Origin of the sequence: Tabrizicola sp., from assembly GCF_034366665.1 — a bacterium.
Classification (GTDB): Bacteria; Pseudomonadota; Alphaproteobacteria; order Rhodobacterales; family Rhodobacteraceae; genus Tabrizicola.
Genome location: NZ_JAXMMF010000050.1, coordinates 1 through 22,001, shown reverse-complemented (window position 1 = coordinate 22,001; position 22,001 = coordinate 1). Strand labels below are relative to the sequence as shown.

18 protein-coding genes are annotated in these 22,001 nt (G+C 66.7%); 9 read left to right on the top strand and 9 right to left on the bottom strand.

Translation table 11 applies throughout. The features are described from left to right. From U1E69_RS06695 to bchF, 5 genes are all read right to left on the bottom strand, one after another. On the bottom strand, window positions 1-513 hold a 513-nt coding region (locus U1E69_RS06695), incomplete at its 3' end, for an AAA family ATPase (protein WP_322243578.1). 25 nt (window positions 514-538) lie between these two features. Next, the gene (locus U1E69_RS06690) at window positions 539-4,123 is read right to left on the bottom strand and encodes a magnesium chelatase subunit H (RefSeq protein WP_322243577.1); all 3,585 of its coding nucleotides are present in this window, start codon (window positions 4,121-4,123) and stop codon (window positions 539-541) included. Then, a complete protein-coding gene (bchB, locus tag U1E69_RS06685) occupies window positions 4,113-5,669 on the bottom strand; it encodes a ferredoxin:protochlorophyllide reductase (ATP-dependent) subunit B (protein ID WP_322243576.1) in 1,557 nt (518 codons plus the stop codon). Before bchB ends, U1E69_RS06690 begins: the two co-directional genes overlap by 11 nt. After that, complete coding sequence (locus tag U1E69_RS06680) at window positions 5,666-6,937, bottom strand: ferredoxin:protochlorophyllide reductase (ATP-dependent) subunit N (RefSeq protein WP_322243575.1); 1,272 nt, start codon at window positions 6,935-6,937, stop codon at window positions 5,666-5,668. Before U1E69_RS06680 ends, bchB begins: the two co-directional genes overlap by 4 nt. Further along, window positions 6,934-7,443 carry a 2-vinyl bacteriochlorophyllide hydratase gene (gene bchF, locus U1E69_RS06675; protein WP_322243574.1) on the bottom strand — a complete coding sequence of 170 codons (510 nt, stop codon included), beginning with the start codon at window positions 7,441-7,443 and terminating at the stop codon, window positions 6,934-6,936. Before bchF ends, U1E69_RS06680 begins: the two co-directional genes overlap by 4 nt. A 483-nt stretch (window positions 7,444-7,926) precedes the next feature. Here bchF and U1E69_RS06670 point away from each other — a divergent pair, with 483 nt between their 5' ends. The 8 genes from U1E69_RS06670 (at window position 7,927) to idi (ending at window position 16,330) form a co-directional block, all read left to right on the top strand. Next, on the top strand, window positions 7,927-8,607 hold the full coding sequence (locus tag U1E69_RS06670) for a hypothetical protein (RefSeq protein WP_322243573.1): 681 nt from the start codon (window positions 7,927-7,929) through the stop codon (window positions 8,605-8,607). 17 nt (window positions 8,608-8,624) lie between these two features. After that, window positions 8,625-10,019 (top strand): transcriptional regulator PpsR, encoded by a 1,395-nt coding sequence (ppsR, locus tag U1E69_RS06665; protein ID WP_322243572.1) that lies wholly within the window; start codon window positions 8,625-8,627, stop codon window positions 10,017-10,019. A gap of 88 nt (window positions 10,020-10,107) precedes the next feature. Further along, complete coding sequence (gene bchE, locus U1E69_RS06660; RefSeq protein WP_322243571.1) at window positions 10,108-11,778, top strand: magnesium-protoporphyrin IX monomethyl ester anaerobic oxidative cyclase; 1,671 nt, start codon at window positions 10,108-10,110, stop codon at window positions 11,776-11,778. Further along, window positions 11,778-12,350 carry a bacteriochlorophyll 4-vinyl reductase gene (gene bchJ, locus U1E69_RS06655; protein ID WP_322243570.1) on the top strand — a complete coding sequence of 191 codons (573 nt, stop codon included), beginning with the start codon at window positions 11,778-11,780 and terminating at the stop codon, window positions 12,348-12,350. Before bchE ends, bchJ begins: the two co-directional genes overlap by 1 nt. Before the next feature lie 56 nt (window positions 12,351-12,406). Beyond that, complete coding sequence (gene chlG, locus U1E69_RS06650; protein ID WP_322243569.1) at window positions 12,407-13,306, top strand: chlorophyll synthase ChlG; 900 nt, start codon at window positions 12,407-12,409, stop codon at window positions 13,304-13,306. Beyond that, complete coding sequence (locus tag U1E69_RS06645; protein ID WP_322243568.1) at window positions 13,303-14,589, top strand: BCD family MFS transporter; 1,287 nt, start codon at window positions 13,303-13,305, stop codon at window positions 14,587-14,589. Before chlG ends, U1E69_RS06645 begins: the two co-directional genes overlap by 4 nt. Before the next feature lie 2 nt (window positions 14,590-14,591). Beyond that, a complete protein-coding gene (locus tag U1E69_RS06640; RefSeq protein WP_322243567.1) occupies window positions 14,592-15,770 on the top strand; it encodes a geranylgeranyl diphosphate reductase in 1,179 nt (392 codons plus the stop codon). After that, entirely contained in the window at window positions 15,770-16,330 is a 561-nt protein-coding gene (idi, locus tag U1E69_RS06635; RefSeq protein WP_416200261.1) for an isopentenyl-diphosphate delta-isomerase, read from the top strand. Before U1E69_RS06640 ends, idi begins: the two co-directional genes overlap by 1 nt. Window positions 16,331-16,385: 55 nt before the next feature. Here the strand turns inward: idi and bchO are convergent, their stop codons facing one another. From bchO to crtA, 4 genes are read right to left on the bottom strand one after another with little or no spacing between them, the layout of a single operon-like run. Then, entirely contained in the window at window positions 16,386-17,273 is an 888-nt protein-coding gene (bchO, locus tag U1E69_RS06630) for an alpha/beta fold hydrolase BchO (RefSeq protein ID WP_322243566.1), read from the bottom strand. Window position 17,274: 1 nt separating this feature from the next. Beyond that, window positions 17,275-18,933 (bottom strand): magnesium chelatase subunit D, encoded by a 1,659-nt coding sequence (locus U1E69_RS06625; protein ID WP_322243565.1) that lies wholly within the window; start codon window positions 18,931-18,933, stop codon window positions 17,275-17,277. Then, window positions 18,933-19,988: a magnesium chelatase ATPase subunit I gene (bchI, locus tag U1E69_RS06620; protein ID WP_322243564.1), complete on the bottom strand. Its 1,056-nt coding sequence runs from the start codon at window positions 19,986-19,988 to the stop codon at window positions 18,933-18,935. The genes U1E69_RS06625 and bchI overlap by 1 nt, the downstream gene beginning before the upstream one ends. Next, window positions 19,985-20,707, bottom strand: coding sequence for a spheroidene monooxygenase (gene crtA, locus U1E69_RS06615; RefSeq protein WP_416200262.1), 723 nt, complete (start codon window positions 20,705-20,707; stop codon window positions 19,985-19,987). The genes bchI and crtA overlap by 4 nt, the downstream gene beginning before the upstream one ends. 163 nt (window positions 20,708-20,870) lie before the next feature. On the opposite strand from crtA, the gene crtI reads away from it, so the two are divergent. Continuing rightward, window positions 20,871-22,001: phytoene desaturase family protein (crtI, locus tag U1E69_RS06610; protein WP_322243579.1), on the top strand; the 1,131-nt coding region annotated here is incomplete at its 3' end.

The following is a 22,001-nucleotide window of genomic DNA, read 5'->3' as shown; positions in this document are numbered from 1 at the left end:
GGCGTGTTGGAGGGGGGCCGCGAAGCCGCCGCAGACCACGTCGCCGAGGACGTCGAAGATCACGACGTCGGTGTCCTCAAGCAGGTGGTGCTGCTTCAGAAGCTTGACGGTCTGGCCGACGACATAGCCGCCGCAGCCGGTGCCTGCGGGGGGACCCCCGGCCTCAACGCATTTCACGCCGTTGAAACCGGTGGCGACGTAATCCTCGGGGCGAAGTTCTTCGGAGTGGAAGTCGACCTCCTTGAGGATGTCGATGACGGTGGGTTGCAGGCGGCCGGTCAGGGTGAAGGTCGAGTCGTGCTTCGGATCGCAGCCGATCTGGAGGACGCGCTTGCCCATCATGGAAAACGCGGCGGAGAGGTTCGACGAGGTGGTGGACTTGCCGATGCCGCCCTTGCCGTAGACCGAGAAGACCTTGGCCCCGTCGATGCGGACAGAGGGGTCGAGGGCGACCTGGACGGAGCCTTCGCCGTCAAGTCCCCGAAGGTTCGGAATTTCGTCGCGCGGGCTCATGTCGTGGCCCCTTTCATGTGAGGTGTCATTCTGCGGCGATCCCTTCCAGGCGATCCTCGAGTTCGTCGGCGGCGGTTTGCAGCGCGGCGAGGGTGGCGGGATCGGGTGTCCAATAGGCGCGGTCCGAAGCCTCAAGCAGGCGCTGGGCCATGCGGGAGGAGGCTTCGGGGTTCAAAGCGGCGAGGCGGCGGCGCATGGCTTCGTCGGTGACGAAGGTTTCGGTCAGGCGCTGGTAGACCCAAGGCTCGACCTTGCCGGTGGTGGCGGACCAGCCGAAGGTGTTCGAGACGTGGGATTCGATCAGGCGCACGCCCTCGGCCCCGTGGCGGAGGAGGCCTTCGTAGAACTTCGGGTTCAGGGTGCGGGAGCGGCTTTCCAGCGCGATCTGGTCGGAGAGGGTACGGACGGTGCCGCCGCCACGCGTCTGGTCGCCGATGTAGACCGGGGTATCCTGGCCGCCACGGGCGCGTTTCACGGCGCGGGCGATGCCGCCCAGCGTGTCGAAGTAATGGTCGACCGAGGTGACGCCCAGTTCCACGGATTCGAGGTTTTGGTAGGCGAGGTCGACGTCTTTCAGGGCCTTTTGCAGCAGCGCCGGGTTGCCTTTGGCCTTGCCGGTGACGCCGTAAGCGAAGCTTTTGCGGTTCTCGTAAGCATCGGCGAGTTCGTCTTCGTCGCCGAAGGCCGAGCTGTCGACGAGGATGTTCACGTTGGACCCATAAGCCCCTTCGGCGTTGGAGAAAACGCGGAGGGCGGCGGTTTCCATGTCGGTGTTCATCTCGGCCGCGTAGCGCAGGGCGTGGGCGCGGATGAAGTTGAGGGCCTCGGGTTCGTCAGCGGTGGCGGCCTTGAGGGCGGCCTCGGCGAGCATCCGGGTTTGCAGGGGCAGAAGGTCGCGGAAGATGCCGGAGAGGGTCATCACCACGTCGATGCGTGGGCGACCGAGTTCTGACAGGGGGATCAGGTCGGCACCGGCAAGGCGGCCGTAGCTGTCAAAGCGGGGTTTGGCGCCCATCAGTGACAGGGCCTGGGCGATGGGGCCACCGTCGGATTTGATATTGTCGCTGCCCCAGAGGACCAGCGCGACAGTGCGGGGAAGCGTCGGGTGGGTAGCAAGAAGGCGGTCGGCCTGGGCCTTGCCGTCGGCCAGCGCGAAGGCGGTCGGCATGCGGAACGGGTCGAAGGCGTGGATGTTGCGGCCCGTGGGCAGGATCTGGGGCGAGCGGATGAGGTCTCCACCCGGGACGGGGGAGATGTAGCGGCCGGAGAGGGCGCGCAGGAGGGCGGGGATTTCGGTGTCGTGTTGCAGGTGTTGCGCGGCGGTGGTGCGGGCCTCGGCATCGTCGGGCATCAGGGCCAGGTATTCGGCGCGCTGGGCGTCGGTCATGGGGCGGCCAAGGACGTGGAGGCCGTCGGTGATGAGCGCGCCTTCGGTCTCCAGCAGCTTCAGCCAGAGTGCGTCGGGGTTGGACGGGTCCATGTCCACGGCCTTCGCCTGTTCGGCGATCAGGAGGCCAAGGTCCTCACGATCGGGCGCGTCGGGGGCCAGCGCGCGGAAGCGGGTGAGGCTGTCTTTCAGGTCCACGAGGCCCTTGTAGAGGCCGGATTGGGCCAAGGGGGGCGTCAGGTGGGTGATGGTGACGGCGTTCGAGCGGCGCTTGGCGAGGGTCGCCTCGGACGGGTTGTTGGCGGCGTAAAGGTAGACGTTCGGCAGGTTGGCGATCAGGCGGTCGGGCCAGCATTTGCCCGAGACGCCTGCCTGCTTGCCGGGCATGAATTCCAGCGCGCCGTGCATGCCGAAGTGGAGAAGCACGTCCGCGCCGAAATCCTTTTTCATCCAGTCGTAGAAGGCCATGAACGCGTGGGTCGGGGCGAAGCCCTTTTCGAACAGCAGGCGCATCGGGTCGCCTTCGGTGCCGAAGACGGGCTGGATGCCAACGAAGATGTTGCCGAACTGGTGGCCGAGGACGAAGACGTCGGCGCCGTTGGATTGGGCGCGGCCGGGGGCGGGGCCCCAGACTTTCTCTGTCTCGGCCAGCCAGCGGGAGCGGCGGACGAGTTCCGAGGCGGGGATGCGGGCAGCGACGTTGGCGGGCTGGCCAAAGGCGGCGGCGTTGCCTTTGAGGACCAGGTCGCGTAGGGCGTCGACGGTGGCGGGGGGCGTGACGTCGTAGCCGTCGGCCTTCATCGCGTGGAGGGTGTTCAGCAGGCTTTCGAAGACGCCAAGGTAGGCGGCGGTGCCGACTGCGCCTGCGTTCGGCGGGAAGCCGTAGAGGACGATGGCGACCTTGCGTTTCGCGGTCTCGGACCGGCGCAGGGTGGCCAGGCGAAAGACCTTTTCAGCCAGCGCTTCGATCCGTTCGTGGCAGGGGGCCATGACACGCGAGGAGAAATCGGTGGGGGCCTGGCAGTTGTGCACGCAGCCGGTGCAGCCGCTGGCGTCGTGGCGGCCGGCGAAGACGGTGGGGTTGGTTGCGCCGTCGATCTCGGGCAGGGCGATCAGCATGGTGGCTTCGACCGGGCCAAGGCCGCCGTCGGTGGTGGCCCACTGGCCAAGGGTCTGGAATTCAAGCGGGTGCGCGCCGACGTAAGGCACGTCGAGGGCGGAAAGGGCGGCGATGGCGGCGGGGCTGTCGTTGTAGGCGGGGCCGCCGACGAGGGAGAAGCCGGTGAGGGAGACGAGGGTGTCGATCCGGTTCTGCGCCATGAAGGCGTCGATGGCGGGGCGGCCGTCGAGGCCTGCGGCGAAGGCGGGGACGCAGGCGATGCCGCGGGCCTCGAACGCGCGGATGACGGCGTCGTAATGCGCGGTGTCCGAGGCGAGGATGTAGGAGCGCAGCATCAGGAGGCCGACGGTGGCGGTGGTGCCATCGGGCTTGGGCAGCAGGGCCGGGTCGGTGAAGACGCGGGCCGGGACGTCGGGGTGGTAGAGGCCGACATCGGGGTAGTCGACCGGCAGCGCGGCCTTGACCTTGTTCCAGTCGCGGTTCGGGGCATAGCGGCTGACGAGGTAGCGGACCATGCTTTCGATGTTGTCGTCGGACCCGCCAAGCCAGTACTGCATCGACAGGAACCAGGCGCGCATGTCCTGGGCCTTGCCGGGGATGAAGCGCAGGATCTTCGGCAGGCGGCGCAGCATCGCCATCTGCTTTTCGCCCGAGGAGCCGGAGGCGGATTTGTTGCCGCGCAGCTTCTTCAGGAAGGCCATCGCGCCCGAGGCGGGCAGCGACATGTCGAGGTCGCCCATCCGGGTCAGCTTGACGATCTGCGGGTCGGAGATGATGCCAACACAGGCGTCCAGCTTTTCGCGGCGGGCCTGCATGTCGGGCAGGATCTGGGTCAGGTGCTCTTCGAGGAAGATGAGGTTGGCGACGATGATGTTGGCCTTGGCGACGTCGGCCTTGGCGCGGGCGAGGGCGGCAGGGTTTTCGGCCCATTCAGCGGCTGCGTGGACGGAGATGGTCAGGCCGGGGAAGTCTTTGGTCAGGCGCGCGGCGACGCGCTGGGCGGGGCCTGCGGCGTGGGCGTCCAGGGTGACGATGACAAAGTGATAAAGGTCCGCCGGGGCGGTCTTCTTCAGGTCCGGCGATGTGTAACGGTCATCGCGCATAATGGGCCTTTGCCTCGTAAAGGGTCTCGATGCTGATCTGGGTCACGCCTTTCTCGGCGGCGTATTTCTCGGTGTTGCGGCGGGCCTTGGAGCGGACGAAGAAGGGGATCTTCTTCAGTTCCTGTTCTGCGTCCGGCAGCCAGTGGAGGGCGTCGGCGAGGGCCTGGGCGGCCTCGATCATCTGGGTCGCGGCGTTGGCGGTGGGTTCGAGGATCTGCTGCACTGGGGCAGGCGTGGCCTTGCCGCCGTGGTGGCTGGGGCCGGCGGCGTCGTGGAATTCGAAATCCTCGCGGAACATGGTGAGGAGGTGTTCTTCGAGGCCCATCACCAACGGGTGAATCCAGGTGTCGAAGAGGACGTTTGCGCCTTCGAACCCCATCTGCGGCGAGTAGCGGGCGGGGAAGTCCTGGACGTGGACCGGGGCCGAGATCACGGCGCAGGCGATGCCGAGGCGCTTGGCGATGTGGCGTTCCATCTGCGTGCCGAGGATCAGTTCGGGCGCGGCGGCGATGATGGCTGCTTCGACGTCGAGGTAGTCGTCGGAGATCAGCGCCTCCAGCCCGTATTCCTTGGCGCAGGCGCGCATGGGCCTTGCGAATTCGCGGTTGTAGCAGCCCAAGCCCACGACTTCGAACCCGATCTCGTCGCGGGCGACGCGGGCGGCGGCCATGGCGTGGGTGGCGTCGCCGAAGATGAAGACGCGCTTGTTGGTGAGGTAGGTCGAGTCGACGGAGGCCGACCACCAGGGCTGGCGGAGGTCTTTTTCGTCGACCTTGGCGCTGACGCCTGCAAGGGCGGCGACTTCGGCGATGAACTCACGGGTGGCTTGTGCGCCGATGGGGGTGGTTTTCGTCCAAGGCTGGGCGTGGGTTTTCTCCAGCCAGCGGGCGGCACCTTCGCCGGTTTCCGGGTAGAGGAGCACGTTGAAGTGGGCGGCGGGGAGGCGTTTCAGGTCCTCCGGGCTCGCGTCCAAGGGGGCGGCCACGTTCACGGCGATGCCCATCGAGGTCAGAAGGCGGGTGATTTCGGTCACGTCGTCGCGGTGGCGGAAGCCGAGGGCGGTGGCACCAAGGATGTTGCAGGAGACTTGTTCCGTGCGCTCACACGGTTGGGCGAGGGCGCGCACAAGGGCGTGGAAGGTCTCGTCCGCGCCGAAGTTTTCCTTGCGCGAGTAGCTGGGCAGGTCCAGCGGCACGACGGGGCAGGGCAGGCCAAGGGTCGAGGCGAGGCCGCCGGGGTCGTCCTGGATCAGCTCGGCGGTGCAGGAGGCGCCGACGATCATCGCTTGCGGCTTGAAGCGGTCGTAGGCGCCTTGCGCGGCACGCTTGAAGAGGTTCGCGGTATCGCCGCCAAGGTCCGAGGCCTGGAAGGTGGTGAAGGTGACGGGCGGGCGGTGATTGCGACGCTCGATCATTGTAAACAGGAGGTCGGCGTAGGTGTCGCCTTGGGGCGCGTGGAGGACGTAGTGGACGTCCTTCATGCCGGTGGCAACGCGCATCGCGCCGACATGCGGGGGGCCTTCGTAGGTCCAGAGGGTGAGCTTCATGCCTGACCTCCTGCCAGCATCGCGCGGCGGCGGAGGGGGCGGGAGAAGAGACCGGCGAGGTCGCCTGCCTGTTCGTAGAAATGGACCGGGGTGAAGACGAGTTCGATCGCCCATTTGGTCGCGTAACCGGCGGCCTCCAGCGGGTTCGCGAGGCCAAGGCCGCAGACGGTGAGGTCGGGCTTCAGGGCGGCGTGGCGGTCAAGCTGGAGGTCGACGTCCTGGCCTTCGGAAAGGACTGTGGTCGGCAGGAGGGCGAGTTCGGGTTCCATCAACCCGCGATGGAGATATGGCGTGCCGACCTCGACCGGGAGCATGCCGCATTCGCGGGCGAGGAAGCGCGCGAGGGGGATTTCCAGCTGGCTGTCGGGGAAGAGGAACAGGGTCTTGTTGCGCAGGGTTTCGGCGTGGACGGCAACGGCCTTGCGGGCCCGGGCGCGGGGGGCGGCGGTGACTGCCTCAAACGTTTCCAACGTCACGCCGCAGGTCTTGGCGACGGCGCGGAGCCAGTCGGTGGTGCCTTCCTCGCCGAAGGGGAAGGGCGCAGAGATACGCTCGCCACCGCGACGCTCAACCGCGTGGGCAGTGTCGGCCAGGAAGGGCTGGGTCAGGATGAAGCGGGTGTTCGGGCCGACCTTCGGCGCGCTGGAGGCGCGGCGGGACGGGAGGAAGCTGATGTTCTTGATGCCCATCTGGGTCAGAAGCGACAGGCACTGGTCTTCGACCACATCGGGCAGGGCGCCGACGACGAGGAGGTTCGCTTCGGTGGTTTCCTCCAAGGACGGGACCATCGCGGCAAGGCAGGCGTCTTCGCCCTGGGTGAAGGTCGTCTCGATGCCGGAGCCGGAGTAGTTGTAGACCCGGACCGCGCCGCCGTGGCGGGCGTTCAGGCGCTCGGCGGTGCGCGAGAGATCAAGCTTGATGACCTCGGACGGGCAGGAGCCGACGAGGAAGAGCTGGCGGATGTCGGGACGGCGGGAAAGGAGGCGTTCGACCTCGCGTTCCAGTTCGGTGTGCGCGTCGGCGAGACCGGCGAGGTCCTTCTCTTCGAGAATCGCTGTGCCGAATCGCGGCTCGGCGAAGATCATCACCCCGGCGGCGGATTGCAGGAGGTGGGCGCAGGTGCGGCTGCCGACGACAAGGAAGAAGGCGTCCTGCATCTTGCGGTGCAGCCAGATGATCCCGGTCAGGCCGCAGAACACCTCACGTTGGCCGCGTTCCCGCAGGACGGGGGCGTGCAGGCAGCCGGTGGTGGGGGTGTCGAGGCTCATGCCGGTTGGCCTTCTGCGGGAGGTGCGGCGGGACCGGTGTCAAGGCGGGCGCGACGGAGCTTCAAGAGGAACTGGGCGGCGTTGACGAAGTAGGCTGCATAGGCTGCAAGCGTCACCAGCATCAGCTGCAGTGGCGACAGCGATTCCGTAAGCAGGCCATAGAGATACAGCGTGTGCAGCGCGATGACGCCGAAGCTGACGACGTCCTCCCAGAAGAAGGCGGGGGCGAAGAGATACTGGCCGAAGACGACCTTCTCCCAGATCGCGCCGGTCACCATGATGGTATACAGCAGCGCGGTCTTCAAAAGGATCGAGACGGTCGCCGCGGCGTAGCCGTCGCCCGTCAACAGGTAGCGCAGCACGAGGCCAAGCGAGACGGCGAAGACCAGGAACTGGACGGGTGCAAGGAACCCCTGGACCGTGGTCCAGACCGTTGCATCCCGGCGGGCGCGCTGGCTGGGCGTGTAGAGCGGTCTGGATGATTTCTGTGAGGCCGGATCGGACATTTCCTACGCCTCTCCCTTAAGCCGCGTTACACTCAAAGTAGTCAGGTTGCACTGTCTGTCAATGTAGATTTACACATTGCGCCGATAAATCCATCATGACCTGGGGCCATAACTTGCGCTGGCCTGGGGCCCGGGAGCAAAAAGTTCCCTTATAAAATCAACAAATTAGGTATATGTTCTGCTGCTGGTTCAAGCATAGTGTCAATTTAAGTAGACATGTCGGCCCGTTTGGAGTGTCATGGGCGCAGCGAGTCGACGGCTTTTAATTGCACACATACAGTGCTATCGTGCCCCGGCATCTGCGGTAGGACCCAAGGAGGGTCGCCGATGCGAGACAATGGGATTCCGGAAGCCCAGGGTGGCCAGATTGGCCTTGATTGGTTTGCTGGGCTTGCGAAGGAGGCGTTGGGGCGGTTGGTTTCGGTGCGCGACCAGGACGGCGCCGCGGTAGGGCAAGATCATCTTGACCACTTTCTGTCGGTTTTGCGAGACGCACGCTCGATTGACCCCGACGTGCTGCTTGCCGAGATGATGGCCCGACAGATCGGCCCGGCTGCGATCGCCTGCCTTTACGTCCCTGCCGCGGCGCGGTCGCTGGGGGCCGGGTGGGCCGCCGATGAAATCAGTTTCATCGACGTCACGCTATGTACCGAAAAGCTGCACGCGCTGGTGCGCCGTGTCGACGAACACTTGGCCGAAGTGCGACCGGTGACCGGCCCCTCGGCGCTGATCCTGGTGGCCGATGCCGAGCAGCACACGCTGGGTGCCACGGTTCTGGCGCTGGAGCTGCGGCTTGCAGGCTTTACCGCGATGGTCCGGGTGGCACCGATGCCGCGCGACCTCACACTGCTGATGTCGGGGAACCGCTTCGACCTTGCGCTGGTTTCTCTTGGCTGCACCGCGGCACTGGAGTCTGCGGTGGGCCTGGTGCGGACCTTGCGTCTGCTGTCGCGGAAGGACGAGATGTGCATCTTTGTCGGTGGCGCCATTCCGATGGAAGACGCGCTTCTTTTGAAAGCTACCGGCGCGGACCGTGTGTTGCGTGACGCGGCCGATCTTATGTCCGAATATGATGCGTGTCGCGGAGGACGCCAGCTTGATCGGGATCGCAAGAGAAGCCAAAGCAGCATCGTCCAGTCTTTGTTGAAAGGGGACGGGAGTTGACCAATGACGGGCACTCTATGGCGGTTCTGCCTGCCGATCCGGCCGCACGAAACGCGGTTCTGGATCTGGTAAGTGCCGGATCTGACCTGACTTTGGTGGTGACGCCAGAGCGGTTGATCGAACGGGTGCTGGCCGCCCCACAGTCGGGCCTTGCCGCGATGGTCACAGGCTGGGAAGGCCGGGACTTGAAGTCCCTATTTGCCGAGGAAAGCTGGGCCAAGCTGTCCACCCGCCTTGCCGGACCCGATACCGGATCGGCGCTGGAACTGAACCACGCCGGCCCCGTGCAATACGAATTCCCGGTCCGCTATGTCCTGCGCCGCCTGCCCGGGACCGATACCCTTTTGATGCTGGGCCGCGACCTGCGCCCCTTGGCCGAAGTGCAGCAGCAACTGGTCCAGGCGCACCGCGCCATCGGTCGCGACCACGAGGCACAGCGAGAGCTTGAGACCCGCTACCGCGTGCTGATGGAAGAGAACTCGTTCCCGCTGCTGATCGTGTCCGAGACGACGGGCCGGATCGTGGACCTGAACAGCTCGGCCGCGCGGCTTCTGGGGGCGCAGCGGAACGACCTGCTGAACTCTCCCATCGCGCAGGAATTCGACGGCCGCCGTCGGGGTGAGCTGATCGAGACGCTGGCCCGCAATGCGACGAATGACGACGGGGATTTCGTCGACCTGAACGTGCGCCGGACGGCGCAGCGCGTGCAGGTCAGCGCCAAGATGTTCCGCGCATCGCGTGACCGGCTGCTTCTGTGCCGAATCGGCTTGTCGGAAAGCGCCCAGTCCCGCGAAAGCGACCGCAGCCTGATGATGCAGAACCTGTTCGAGAAAGGGACCGATGCCGTCGTCTTCCTGGACGGAAATGGTCTGATCAAGGCCGCGAATGAATCCTTCCTGCACATGACGGACAGCCACAGCACCTCGGTCGTGATTGATCGGGCGTTTTCCGATTTCCTGTCGCGCGGCGCGGTGGACCTGAAGGTGCTTCTGGACAACGTCAAGCGTGTGGGCCACCTGCGCCACTACCGGACGCGGCTGAACACCGATTACATGGGCGAGGTTTCGGTCGAACTGTCGGCGACCCTGTTTCAGGATAACGGCAAGCAGATCATCGGCATCGTCGCGCGGGATTCCGTGGTGACCGACCGCGTCGTCTGGCCCGCCACCGGGACCGAGAACGAAGGCCTGCGCAACGTGATGCGGCTGGTGGGCTATTCGACGCTGAAAGAGATCGTCGATGAGACGACCGAAATCATCGAGAAGATGTGCATCGAGGCGGCGCTGGAAATGTCCGGCAACAATCGCGCGGCTGCGGCCGAGCTTCTCAGCCTGTCGCGCCAGTCGCTGTATGTGAAGCTGCGCAAGTTCGGTATCCTGAACAAGGAAACCGACAGCCCGCCGCAGGCTTGATCCAGGTCAAATCGGCCCCCCAGACAATCTGTCAATCTAGGTTGACACCGTCGCTGATGACGGGTGCCTTGGCACGGAAGGGGCTCTCATGCGTATCGTCTTCATCCATCCGAATTATCACTCGGGCGGCGCCGAGATCGCGGGCAACTGGCCTCCGGCTTGGGTCGCCTATCTGGCCGGTAGCCTGAAGCGGGCGGGTTTTGACGACATCCATTTCCTGGATGCGATGACCTATCATCTTGGGCCGGATGTGCTGCGGGCGAAACTGGCCGAGTTGCAGCCCGACATCGTGGGGGTGACGGCGATCACGCCCTCGATCTACGAGGCCGAGGAGGTCTGCCGGATCGCGCAAGAGGTGGTGCCGAACGCGCTGCGGGTCTTGGGCGGCGTCCATGCGACCTTCATGTATCGGCAGGTCTTGAGTGAGGCGCCCTGGATCGACGTGATCGTCCGCGGCGAGGGCGAGGAGATCATGGTGGCGCTGGCCGAAGCCGTGCGCGACGGCCGCTGGCCTGCGGACAAGCGCAAGATCAAGGGGTTGGCCTTTACCGACGGCACCGAGATCGTGGCGACCCAGGCAGCAAGCACCGTCAAGGACCTGGACGGCATCGACCCGGACTGGTCGATCCTGGATTGGGACAGCTACATCTACGTGCCCCTGGGCGTGAAGGTCGCGATCCCGAACATGGCGCGGGGGTGTCCGTTCACCTGTTCGTTCTGCTCGCAATGGAAGTTCTGGCGCGACTACCGGGTGCGCGACCCCAAGAAGGTCGTGGATGAGATCGAACGCCTGGTCGATCAGCACGGGGTGGGGTTCTTCATCCTGGCTGACGAGGAACCCACGATCAACAAGAAGAAGTTCGTCGAATTCTGCCAGGAGCTGATCGACCGGGGCCTGAACAAACGGGTCAAATGGGGGATCAACACGCGGGTCACCGACATCTGGCGCGACCGCGATCTGCTGAAATTCTACCGCGAGGCGGGGCTGGTCCACATCAGTCTGGGCACCGAGGCGGCGGCGCAGATGAAGCTGGACATGTTCAACAAGGAAACCACGGTCGCGCAGAACAAGGAGGCGATCCGCCTCTTGCGTGAGGCGGACATCTTCACCGAAGCGCAGTTCATCGTGGGCCTGGACAACGAGACGAAAGAGACGCTGGAGGAGACCTTCCAGATGGCCTGGGACTGGCAGCCCGACCTTGCCAACTGGGCGATGTACACGCCGTGGCCGTTCACTCCGCTGTTCCAGGAGATCAAGGATCAGGTCGAGATCTTCGATTTCTCGAAATACAATTTCGTGACGCCGATCATGAAGCCTGCCGCTCTGACCAGGGGTGAGCTTCTGGACGGGGTGATGAAGAATTACCGCCGGTTCTACATGCGCAAGGCGCTGTTTCACTACCCGTGGCGCGGCACCGGGTTCCGGCGGAAATACCTGCTCGGTTGCCTGAAGGCCTTCCTCAGGGCCGGGGTGCAGCGCACCTTCTATGACCTTGGAAAGGCTGGATATTGGGGGCCGCAGACCAAGGGCAAGGTCGATTTCCACTTCGACGAGACCCGCACCATCGCCGAGGCGCAGATGGCCGACTGGGACGCCACCGCTGAACGCAGCCGCAAGCACAAAGAACGGCAAGAGGCTGTCCGTGCCCAGATGAAAGAGCGTGCGGCGGATCGGGCGGTGCCGGATTTGGGGCCGCCAGATCTTCAAATTCGGGCCTGCGGTGGCGGGCGCGAGCAGATGCAGGAGCCGGCAGAGTAATGGAGGTCGGCCGGATCGGGCCGAACGCGATCCTGCAACTGGTCGATGTGCTGGAGCGGCGGGGCGAGGGGGACCTCTGCCGCGCCGTTCTGGCCAAGGCGGGGGTCGCAAGGCCGCCACGCGATGCCGGGATGCTGCCCGAAGCGGACTGTGCAGCGGTGCATCAGGCCTTGCGGCGCTTGACGCCAGAGGCCGAAGCTTTGCTGGCCGAGGCGGGGTTGGCGACGGGGGATTACATCCTTGCGCACCGGATTCCGAAGCTGGCGCAAGCGGTGTTGCGTGTGCTGCCGTGGGGGGTGGCGGCGTCGGTGCTGACGAAGGCGATTGCGCGACATTCCTGGACCTTCGCGGGGACGGGGGAGTTCCGGGCGGCGGGTGGACGGCCCTTGGAACTGTCTGTCACGCGCAATCCGCTGGTGGCTGGCTGGAAAGCCGCGACGCCGCAATGCATCTGGCATGCCTCGGTGTTCCAGCGCCTTTATGGTCGGCTGGTCTGGCCGGCGGTGCAGGTCCGTGAGGTCGCCTGCTGCGCCTGCGGGGACCCGGCCTGCCAGTTTGAGGTGTCAGGCTGAGGGCTGCGACAATGTAAGGCTTGCCAGACTCAAGAGTGTCAGGTTTAATTGACACCATGAGCGACGCACTCACCCACCCCCCGCAAAGCTGGCCGGAACCCCGTGCCATGCTGACATTGATCAAGCCGATCACCTGGTTCCCGCCGGTCTGGGCCTACCTGTGCGGCGCTGTCTCTTCAGGCGTACCTTTGGGCGCAAACTGGACGACGGTGCTTCTGGGCATGGTCCTTGCCGGTCCAATTGTCTGTGGGATGAGCCAGGCGGCGAACGACTGGTGCGACCGGCATGTCGACGCGGTGAACGAGCCGCATCGGCCGATCCCCTCGGGGCGGATACCGGGGCGCTGGGGGTTGTGGATCGCGCTGGCGATGACCGTGCTGTCGCTGGTGGTGGGCTGGATGCTGGGGCCGTGGGGCTTTGGGGCGACGGTCGTGGGGGTCATTGCGGCCTGGGCCTATTCGGCCGAGCCGATCCGCTTGAAGCGGTCGGGCTGGTGGGGGCCGGGGCTGGTGGGGCTGTCCTATGAGGGCCTGCCCTGGTTCACCGGGGCGGCGGTGCTGCTTGGGACCGCTCCACGGTTCGAGAACGTGATGATCGCGGGGCTATACGCCTTTGGCGCACACGGGATCATGACGCTGAACGATTTCAAGGCTTTGGAGGGCGATCGGCAGCATGGCGTGCGGTCGCTGCCGGTGGTGCTGGGGCCGGAGGTCGCGGCGAAGATCGCCTGCACGGTGATGGGCATGGCGCAGGTGTTGGTCGTGGCGCTGCTGGTGATCTGGGGCAAGCCTTGGCATGCTGCGGCGGTGGCGGCGGTGCTGCTGGCGCAGGTCGCGGCGATGCGGGTGCTGTTCCGCGATCCGAAGGGCAAGGCGCCTTGGTACAACGGGACGGGCGTGGTGCTGTATGTCACCGGCATGATGATTTCCGCCTTTGCGATCAGGGGGTTGGCGTGACGCTTTCCTGGGTTCAGATCGTTCGGCTGGGTCTGGTGCAGCTGTGCCTGGGCGCGGTAGTGGTGCTGACGACCTCGACCCTGAACCGGCTGATGGTGGTGGAGCTGGCGCTGCCGGCGATGCTGTCGGGGGCACTGGTGGCGCTGCATTCCTTTGTCCAGATCACAAGGCCAAGCTGGGGCTTCCTGTCGGATGCGCAAGGCAACCGGACGCGGTTCATCATCGGCGGGATGGCGGTGCTGTCTGCCGGGGCGGCGCTGGCGTCGTGGATGGTGGCGTTGGGGATTGCGGGGCATGGGGTCGGGCTGGCGGGGTCGGTCCTGGCCTATGTGCTGATCGGGATGGGGGCGGGGGCCTCGGGGACCTCGTTGCTGGCGCTGCTGGCGTCAGGTTGCGTGCCAGAGCGGCGGGCGGCGGCGGCGACGATCACCTGGCTGATGATGATTTTCGGGATCGCGGTGACGAGCGGTGTGATCGGGGCGTTGCTTGATCCCTATTCTCCCGCGCGGCTGATGGCGATTGTCGGCGTCGTGACCGTGGGCGCGGTCCTGCTGACGGCGGCGGCGATCTGGGGGATCGAGCGGCGGGTCATTCCGGCGCGGATGCCGGATGAAACTCCGCTGATGCAGGGGTTGGCTGAGGTCTGGGCGGAAAAGCGGACGCGGGTGTTTACGCTGTTCATCTTCCTGTCGATGACCGCCTTCTTCCTGCAGGAGCTGATCCTGGAACCCTATGCGGGGCTGGTGTTTGCCTATTCTCCCGGTGCGTCCACAAGCCTTTCGGGCGCCCAGCATGGCGGGATGTTTGTCGGAATGCTGGCTGTGGGGATCGCGGTCTCTGGCCTCAAGATCGGGTCCTTGCGGGCTTGGGTTACGGGCGGATGCCTGGGGTCGGCCTTCATGCTGGCGGTCATTGCGGCCTTGGGGCAGATGCAGATCGGGCTTCTGACGCCTGCGGTGGCGGTCTTGGGCGTGTTTTCGGGCATGTTCGCCATCGCGTCGATCGGGGCGATGATGCAGCTGGCGGGGCAGGGGCGTGAGGGCCGGGAAGGGACGCGGATGGGTGTCTGGGGCGCGAGCCAAGCGATTGCTCAGGGGCTTGGCGGCTTTGCGGGGGCGGCGCTGGTCGATGCGCTGCGGTTGTCGGGGTCCACGGCCAACGCCTTCGGGATCGCCTTCGCGGTTGAGGCTTTGCTTTTCGTTGCTGCCGGGCTGATGGCCTGGCGGATCATTGACTCGGGGCGGCTTCGCGCGCCCTCGCCGCAACCGGTTCCGGGAGAATGACCATGTATGACGCATTCGTTGTGGGCGGCGGGCCTTCGGGCGCGACGGCGGCCGAGGATCTGGCGCGGGCAGGCTATCGCGTGGCGCTTCTGGACCGCGATGGCCGGATCAAGCCCTGTGGCGGGGCGATCCCACCGCGGGCGATCAAGGATTTCGACATTCCGGACTATCTGGTGGTGGCCAAGATCAAGACGGCTCGGATGATTTCGCCCACGGGGCGGGCGGTCGATATCCACATCGAGGGGGGCTATGTCGGCATGGTCCAACGGCTGGATTTCGACGAGTTCCTGCGCGACCGCGCGCGGATGGTCGGGGCCGAACGGCTGACCGGGACCTTCCTGCGGGTGGAGCGGGACGCGAAGGGCACCCATGTCGTCTGGCGCGAGAAGGCCTCGGGGCAGGAGCAGCGGTCTTTGACCCGGGTTGTGATCGGGGCGGATGGGGCGAAGTCTGGCGTGGCGCGGGCCGAAGTGCCGGGTGGGGACAAGATCCCGTATGTCATTGCGTATCATGAGATAATCAAGGCCCCGGCGGCGAACAGCGGGTATGACCCGGTGCGCTGCGATGTGATCTATGACGGGCAGATTTCGCCTGACTTTTATGGCTGGGTCTTCCCGCATGGCGATACGGCGTCGGTAGGCATGGGCACCGAAGACGGCGCGGTGGACTTGAAGAAGGCCACTGCGGACCTGCGCGCGATGTCAGGGTTGACCGACTGCGAGACGATCCGGCGTGAGGGGGCCCCGATCCCGCTGAAGCCCTTGGACCGGTGGGACAACGGGCGCGACGTGGTGCTGGCTGGCGATGCTGCCGGGGTTGTGGCTCCGTCTTCCGGTGAGGGGATTTTCTACGCGATGGCGGGGGGGCGGGCGGCGGCGACGGCGGCTCAGGCCTTCCTGACCTCGGGCAAGGCGTCCGAGCTGAAGCTGGCGCGGAAGCTGTTCCTGAAAGAGCATGGCACGGTCTTCAAGGTCTTGCGGTCGATGCAGAACGCGTATTATCGCAGCGACGACCGGCGCGAGCGGTTCGTGAGCCTGTGCCACGACATCGACGTGCAGCGGTTGACGTTCGAGGCCTACATGAACAAGAAGCTTGTCGCGGCGCGCCCCTTGGCCCATCTGAAGATCGGGTTCAAGAATGTCATGCATCTGATGGGAGTCGTCAGTCCAAAATGGTCGTGATGGAGCCGATTGACCTGCCGATCCCGGCCTTCGGGCCGGACGGGGTATTGGTGCCGGTGGGGAAGCTGGCGGTACACCGGCAGGGGCTGCGGCATCCGGCGGTGTCGGTTTTCGTGCTGCGCGGGCAGGAGATCCTGATCCAGCAGCGGGCGGCGGGGAAGTATCACACTCCCGGGCTTTGGGCGAACACCTGCTGCACGCATCCGAATTGGGGGGAGTCCTCGGCGGATTGCGCGGAGCGGCGGTTGGGGCAGGAGTTGGGGATTTCCGGGCTTGCGCTGCGGCATGTCGGGCAGGTGGAATATCGGGCGGACGTGCCGGGGGTGCGTGAGCCGTTGATCGAGCACGAGGTGGTCGAAGTTTTCGTGGGCGAGGCCGGTTGGCCGTTGGACCTCGAGTTGGACCCCGACGAAGTGCAGGCGGTGCGGTGGGTTTCCCTTGATGTGCTGCGCACTGAGATTGCTGCGAAGCCGGAGGCGTTCACGCCCTGGCTGCGGATCTATCTGGAAAAGCATGCGGCGATGATCTTCGGGAATTCGGAGATCGCAGGCTCGGTCTGAAGTGACCCCGCCCCGGACTTGATCGGGGGCCTCTTGGGTGCCGGGAGGCCCCGGATCAAGTCCGGGGCGGGGTCGCTGTCGATCCGTCTGGCTTGAGCACATCCAGAATCAGAGCTGAAAGCCCGTCCTCCGTTTCCTCATGCGCAAGGTGGCCGAGCTTCGGCAGAAGGTGCAGCTTTGCGCCCGGGATGCGTTTGGCCGCGTCGATGGAGACTTGTGGCGGGACGGCGCGGTCGCCTTCCGAGGCGATCAGGGTGACTTTGGTTTTGGTTTCGGGCAGGCGGGACAGGAGGCCTTGCAGACGCCAGTCGGCCATCATGCCCAAGGCCCCGGTGATGTGATCGGGGTCGCGGACAAGGGTCAGGTATTGCGCGCGGCCTTCCGGGTCCAAAGGGGAACCGGTGCCGGTCAGGATACGCTCGACCGTGCCGGGGCGGCCGAAGAAGGCGGTGATGGCCGAGGCGGCGAAGGGCAGGGTCGCAAGGCCCTTGGCGATGATCGGGAACAGAAAGGCGGCGGCGCCGTCGAATTCACCCAGGGCGGCGTTGAGGCCGATGACCTGGAGGACGGGGCGCAGTTCGGCCATGCGCAGGCCGATGGCGGCCCCGGCGGAGTGGCCGATGATGGCTTCGGGTTGGATTTGGAGCGTGTCGCACAGGGTCCAGAGGTCTTGCGCCATCGCGTCGAGGCCGAGGCGGCCTGCGAAACCCTTGGCCGAAAGCCCGTGGCCGGGGAGGTCGGGGGTTATCGTGCGGTAGGTCTGCGACAGACCGGGGAGAGTGCGGCGGAAGCTGTGGGCGGAGGCTCCGGTCCCGTGGAGGAGGAGGAGTGCGGGGGCGTCTTTAGGGCCGGTGTCTGTGACCCAGAACCGCTGGCGGCCGGTGGAGACGAGGGTGGATTGGGCCTTGAAGGGCCAGTCGGCGGGGAGCGAAGCGGGGGTCATGTCAGGCCAGCGTTGCGGCAATCGCCCGAGCGTCGGCGCGGGGGAGGGGGACGTAGCGGCTGTTCATCAGGGTGGACAGCTGGGCCAGGGCCGGTTGCGGGCGGTTGGCGACGTCGAGCGTGACGGCGGCGATGCCAGCGGCGCGGATGGCCTGGGCGATCTGTTCGGCGTCGGCTTGCGCCAAGGCGCGGTCGGGCTGGCCGGAAAGCGCGATGTTGGCGCGGCCGTCGGTGAGGAGGGCGAGGCTGGGGGTCATGCCTTGGCGTCTTGCGCGGAGGGCGGTGTCGAGGGCTGTCGCCAGACCCGAGGCGAGGGGGGTGCCGCCGCCTCCGGGTAACCCACGCAGGCGGGCCTTGGTGGTGGTCAGGCTGCGGGTGGGGGGGAGGAGAAGCTCGGCCTTTGTCCCGCGCAGGACGACGAGGGCGACGTGATCGCGGCGGCTGTAGGCTTGGGCGAGCATGAGTTCGACAGCCCCTTTGGCCTCGCCGAGGCGGGCCATCGCGGAGGAGCCGGAGGCGTCGACGATGAAGATCAGGACGCGGTCGGAGACCTCTTTGTAGCGCTTTAGGCGGAAGTCGGAGCGGTGGACGATCAGCGCGCGGTTCTGGGTGTCGGCCTGTTTGCGCAGGACCTGCCAGGGGGCGGCTTGGCGCAGCGTGGCGACGAGGTCGATGCGGGAGCGGCCGTCGGGGCGGCCGGGTCTTGACGGCAGCGGGCGGCCCCGGCGGTTGCCGGCTTTCGCGGAGCCGGTGCCGGAGGCCCCCCGCGCGGCGCGGTTGGCGCGGTCGGACTGGAGTTTCGCCAGGATGTCGGGGGGAAGGGCGGCTTGCGCGGCCTCGATCAGGAGGTCGGCGAGGTTTTGGAGCTCTTGTTCCTCGGGTTGCTGGTCCGGGGTGTCGGGTTGATCGGGCTGGTCCGGCGGCGGCTCGGGTGGCTGGTCGGGTTGGGCCTCGGCTTCCGGCAGGGCGCGGTGGGCGAGGCCGAGTTCGGCGGCCTGGATCAGGTCGTCTTCGGTGACGGTGAGGCGGGCGTCGAGGGCGGCAATGGCGCGGGCGGCGCGGCGGGTGGTGAGGAGGGCTCGGGTGGACGTGATGCCAAGGCGGGCGGCGAGTTGGGCGAGGGCCTGGGTCAGGTCGTCGGGCAAAGTGACGAGGGGGTAGAGGGCGCGGGCCTTGGCGAGGGTGCGGCGGCCGATGGGTTTGGGGAGGATGCGGGGGCTGCGTTCACCGTCGAGGGTGAGAAAGAGGCCAAGGCGGTCGGTGAGGGCGGAAGGGAGGCCCTCGCCGTCCTCGGCGGCCTCGTCGAGGGCGATGAGGGCGTGGTGGCCTTTGTCCAGCGCCTGCGCAAGGCGGGCGGTGAGGGATGGGGGCGCGGTTTCCGCCATTGGGAGGATGAGGAGGGCGGGGTCGGACAGGAGGCCGGGGCGGTGCACGGGGCGGCCTGCGGCGAGGGTGGCGACGGGGTCGGGGCCGCCCAGCAGCGCAAGGTCGTCGATGGAGGCGGAGAGGCGGCGCTGGGGGCGGTCGAAGGGGGTTTGCGACAGGGCCGTCGTGGCGATGTCGCGGATGGGACCGGCGCGGGACCTCAGCCAGAGGCCGCCCATGCCCACCGGGTCGACGGCAAGGATGCGCAAGCATAGGGAGAGGCGCGCCCAGGTCATCAGGCGAGGGTCTCGGAGACAGCGCGGGCGACGCGGTCGGAGGCCCCGGCTTCATCCAAGGGATCTCGGCGGAGGCGGTGGCCGAGGGACATCGCGGCGATGCGGCGCAGGTGGTCGCGGGTGACTTGCGGGGCCGCTTCGCTGGCGGCCAGGGCGCGGGCGGCGCGGAGGAGGGTGAGTTCTCCCCTCACGCCGTCAGAGCCGAGGGCGATGCAGAGGGCGGCGCAGTCTTCCAGGACGGCGCGGGGGGTTTTCACCTTGGGCAGGGCGGTACGTGCGGCAAGGATCGTGGCGCGCAGGTCAGCCTCGGCCTCGCCGTAGCTGGCGGCGAAGGCGTAGGGGTCGGATTCGTAGGCTTCGCGCCGCAGAACGACTTCGACGCGGGTGGCGACGTCGCGGGGGGAGCGGACCTCGACCGAGAGGCCGAAGCGGTCGAGGAGTTGGGGCCTCAGGTCGCCTTCCTCGGGGTTGCCGGAGCCGACGAGGACGAAGCGGGCGGCGTGGCGGATCGAGAGGCCGTCGCGTTCCACCACGTTCTCGCCAGACTGGGCGACGTCGAGGAGGAGGTCGACGATGTGGTCTTCGAGGAGGTTGACCTCGTCGATATAGAGATAGCCCCGGTTGGCGCGGGCGAGGAGGCCGGGCTCGAAGGCTTTCACCCCTTGCGCGATGGCGCGTTCGACGTCGAGCGCGCCGGTCACGCGGTCCTCGGACACGCCCAACGGCAGGTCGACGACGGGGGTGGGTTTTTCGACGATGGTGGGGTCGGTGATCCCGGCCCAGTCGGGGCAATGCGCGGGGTCGGCGCTGTTGACCGGGCAGGCCCGGACGGCGCGGATGGGGGGCAACAGGGCGGCAAGACCCCGGACGGCGGTGGATTTGCCGGTGCCCCGGTCGCCGAACACAAGGACGCCGCCGATCAGCGGGTCGATGGCGGTGAGGGTCATCGCAAGCCGCATGTCGTCCTGGCCGACGATGGCGGTGAAGGGGAAGGGCGGTTTCGCGCCGCTGGCGGGCTGGGCCTTGGTGGCCTGGGTGCGGTGAAGCGCAGTCATGCGGCGTGCCTTTCTGTATCCCAGGCCCCGGCGAGGGGGTCGGTGCCGCCCCAGAGCCCTTGGGTGCCAAGGACATGGAAGCGGGCGTAAAGTTCCTCGGCAAACCAGCCGTTGTCGCGCGCGGCCTGCATGGCGGCGGCGTGGGGGCCCATGTGGCGGGCGAATTCGGCCATGCGGGCGGCGTCGGGCCAGATCGAGAAGGTGATCTGGTGCAGAAGCGGCACCTCGCCGATGCCGATCTTGAAGAGGACGTTGGGGTCAGCCCCGATGCGGGCCGAGATATCGGGGACGCGCTTCCAGAAGGCACGCGCGTGCTGGGGTTTCACCGTGGCGCGGGTCAGGGCGGCGATGGGGCCGTGGTGGGCCTGCGGGTCGGTGGTGTCGGTCAGGGGGTTGACCCCGGCCCAAGAGCCGCGCGCCGAGAAGGGCTGCAGGAACACCGTCCAGCTTTCCGCCGCATGGGCGCGCCAGCGGGCGATGACGGGGTGCCCGGCGATGTGCTCACGCGCGCGGGCCTCGTCCGGCCAGACGGCGAAGATCGCCCAGACCGACCAGTTGGGCCGGGGCGTGAAGCCGACGCCGGTGCCCGAGCCGCAGAGCTTGACGAACTGCGCCCCGGACCAAAGCCGCCGGGGCCGCGCAAGCGCCATCTGCGCGATCACCCACAGCCGGCTGGCGGGGGTCGCGAAACGGAAGAGGCTAAGCGTGGCAACGGAAATGAGTCGATCCTCCGGCCCAAGTGTCAGGACAGAATTACACTTAATGCAGCCGCAGGGAAGTCAAATCGGCCTGTTTTGCGGGATCAAAAAGCAAAGTTGTAAATCTAGGTGGACACTATACACTGGTGGAATGACACAACATCCTCGGTCCGGGCAGGTCGATATGCTGCCCTCTGCACTGGATGGCCGCGGTAGGGCCATCGTGATTGGCGCGGGTCTGGGGGGCTTGGCCTCGGCGATGCGGCTGGGCGCCAAGGGTTGGCAAGTCACGGTCGTGGACCGGCTGGACCGGCCTGGCGGGCGGGGGTCCTCGATCACACAGGGCGGGCATCGGTTCGATCTGGGGCCGACCATCGTGACGGTGCCGCAGGGGTTGCGGGAGCTGTGGGGCGCTTGCGGGCGCGACTTTGACGCTGACGTGCGGCTGGTGCCGATGGACCCGTTCTACAAGATCCTGTGGGAAGACGGATCAAGCTTCGCGGCGCGGTCGGGCGATGCGGCGATGGAGGCCGAGGTCTCGCGCCTGTCGCCGGGCGATCTGCCAGGGTTCCGCAAGTTCCTGAAGGATGCCGAGGCGCGTTACTGGTTCGGGTTCGAGGATCTGGGGCGTCGGTCGATGCACAAGCTGGTGGACCTGGTGAAGGTGCTGCCGAAGTTCGCGATGATGCGGGCGGACCGGTCGGTCTATGCCCATGCCGCACGGCGGGTGAAGGATGAACGGCTGCGATTCGCGCTGTCGTTCCATCCCCTGTTCATCGGCGGCGATCCGTTCCACGTGACCTCGATGTATGCGCTGGTCAGCCATCTGGAGCGGGCATTCGGCGTCCACTATGCGATGGGCGGGGTGCAGGCGATTGCCGAGGCGATGTCCCGCGTCGTGACGGACCAGGGCGGCCGGGTGGTGCAGGACGCCGAGGTCGACGAGATCCTGGTCGCCAGGGGCCGCGCCTCGGGTGTGCGATTGGCGGATGGGCGGGTGCTGGCGGCGGATGTCGTGGTGTCGAACGCCGATCCGGGGACGACCTATACGCGGCTGATGCGCAACCAGCCGGTGAAGCGGTGGACGGCGCCGAAGCTGCTGCGATCACGCTGGTCGATGAGCCTGTTCGTCTGGTACTTCGGGACCAAGGGGACCAAGGGGATGTGGCCCGAGGTCGGGCATCATTCCATCGTCGTCGGCCCGCGCTACCGCGAGCATCTCCGCGAGATATTCCAGACCGGGAAGCTGTCCGAGGACATGAGCCTTTACGTCCACCGGCCATCGGTGACCGACCCGTCGGTCGCGCCCGAGGGG

Excerpts from the sequence above, each read along its gene's own strand:
- U1E69_RS06690 (WP_322243577.1), bottom strand. The coding sequence starts at position 4,123 with ATGCGCGATGACCGTTACACATCGCCGGACCTGAAGAAGACCGCCCCG.
- bchB (WP_322243576.1), bottom strand. The coding sequence starts at position 5,669 with ATGAAGCTCACCCTCTGGACCTACGAAGGCCCCCCGCATGTCGGCGCG.
- U1E69_RS06680 (WP_322243575.1), bottom strand. The coding sequence starts at position 6,937 with ATGAGCCTCGACACCCCCACCACCGGCTGCCTGCACGCCCCCGTCCTG.
- bchF (WP_322243574.1), bottom strand. The coding sequence starts at position 7,443 with ATGTCCGATCCGGCCTCACAGAAATCATCCAGACCGCTCTACACGCCC.
- ppsR (WP_322243572.1), top strand. The coding sequence starts at position 8,625 with ATGGCGGTTCTGCCTGCCGATCCGGCCGCACGAAACGCGGTTCTGGAT.
- bchE (WP_322243571.1), top strand. The coding sequence starts at position 10,108 with ATGCGTATCGTCTTCATCCATCCGAATTATCACTCGGGCGGCGCCGAG.
- bchJ (WP_322243570.1), top strand. The coding sequence starts at position 11,778 with ATGGAGGTCGGCCGGATCGGGCCGAACGCGATCCTGCAACTGGTCGAT.
- chlG (WP_322243569.1), top strand. The coding sequence starts at position 12,407 with ATGAGCGACGCACTCACCCACCCCCCGCAAAGCTGGCCGGAACCCCGT.
- U1E69_RS06640 (WP_322243567.1), top strand. The coding sequence starts at position 14,592 with ATGTATGACGCATTCGTTGTGGGCGGCGGGCCTTCGGGCGCGACGGCG.
- idi (WP_416200261.1), top strand. The coding sequence starts at position 15,770 with ATGGAGCCGATTGACCTGCCGATCCCGGCCTTCGGGCCGGACGGGGTA.
- bchO (WP_322243566.1), bottom strand. The coding sequence starts at position 17,273 with ATGACCCCCGCTTCGCTCCCCGCCGACTGGCCCTTCAAGGCCCAATCC.
- U1E69_RS06625 (WP_322243565.1), bottom strand. The coding sequence starts at position 18,933 with ATGACCTGGGCGCGCCTCTCCCTATGCTTGCGCATCCTTGCCGTCGAC.
- bchI (WP_322243564.1), bottom strand. The coding sequence starts at position 19,988 with ATGACTGCGCTTCACCGCACCCAGGCCACCAAGGCCCAGCCCGCCAGC.